General features: G+C 58.0%; 1 protein-coding gene. It reads right to left on the reverse strand.

Going from position 1 to position 581, the window contains the following annotated elements; genetic code table 11:
- The coding region (locus PMO31116_RS23540; RefSeq protein ID WP_150568816.1) for an IS3 family transposase at positions 1-581 on the reverse strand (581 nt) is incomplete at both ends.

Consider the following 581-nt stretch of genomic DNA (forward strand, 5'->3'; position numbering starts at 1 on the left):
TCGGCGGGGGTTAGGTACTGCAAACTCGAATGCGGGCGCACCTCGTTGTAGTGCGTGCGCCAGTCCTCGATCACGATCTTCGCTTCAATCCGATTGCGAAACCACTCCATCGCTAAACATTCATCGCGGAATTTCCCGTTGAAGCTCTCGTTGGTTCCGTTCTGCCAAGGCTTGCCCGGATCAATCAACGCTGTCTCGATCTGCTCCTGTACCGCCCATTTCAACAGCGCCGTGCTGACAAATTCCGGCCCATTGTCTGAGCGCAGATAACGGGGCGCGCCATGCACGCTGATCAACCGACTTAACACTTCAATGACTCGACGGGAGCGAATCGATCCCGCCACATCGATCGCCAAGCATTCCCGCGTATATTCGTCGACCACCGTCAGGCATTTGACTTGCTGACCGTTCGCACAGGCGTCGAATACGAAGTCATAGCACCACACCGAGTTGCGAGCTGCCGGTGCGTGGGGCCTTGAACGACTGCCTGCTACGCGGCGTCTGCGACGCTTCTTTGGCACTTGCAAACCCGCCTGCGCCCAGAGCGAAGCACATCGGTCACGACCGACCACGATGCCTTC

It is taken from the genome of Pandoraea morbifera, from assembly GCF_902459575.1.
In the GTDB taxonomy this organism is placed as follows: domain Bacteria; phylum Pseudomonadota; class Gammaproteobacteria; order Burkholderiales; family Burkholderiaceae; genus Pandoraea; species Pandoraea morbifera.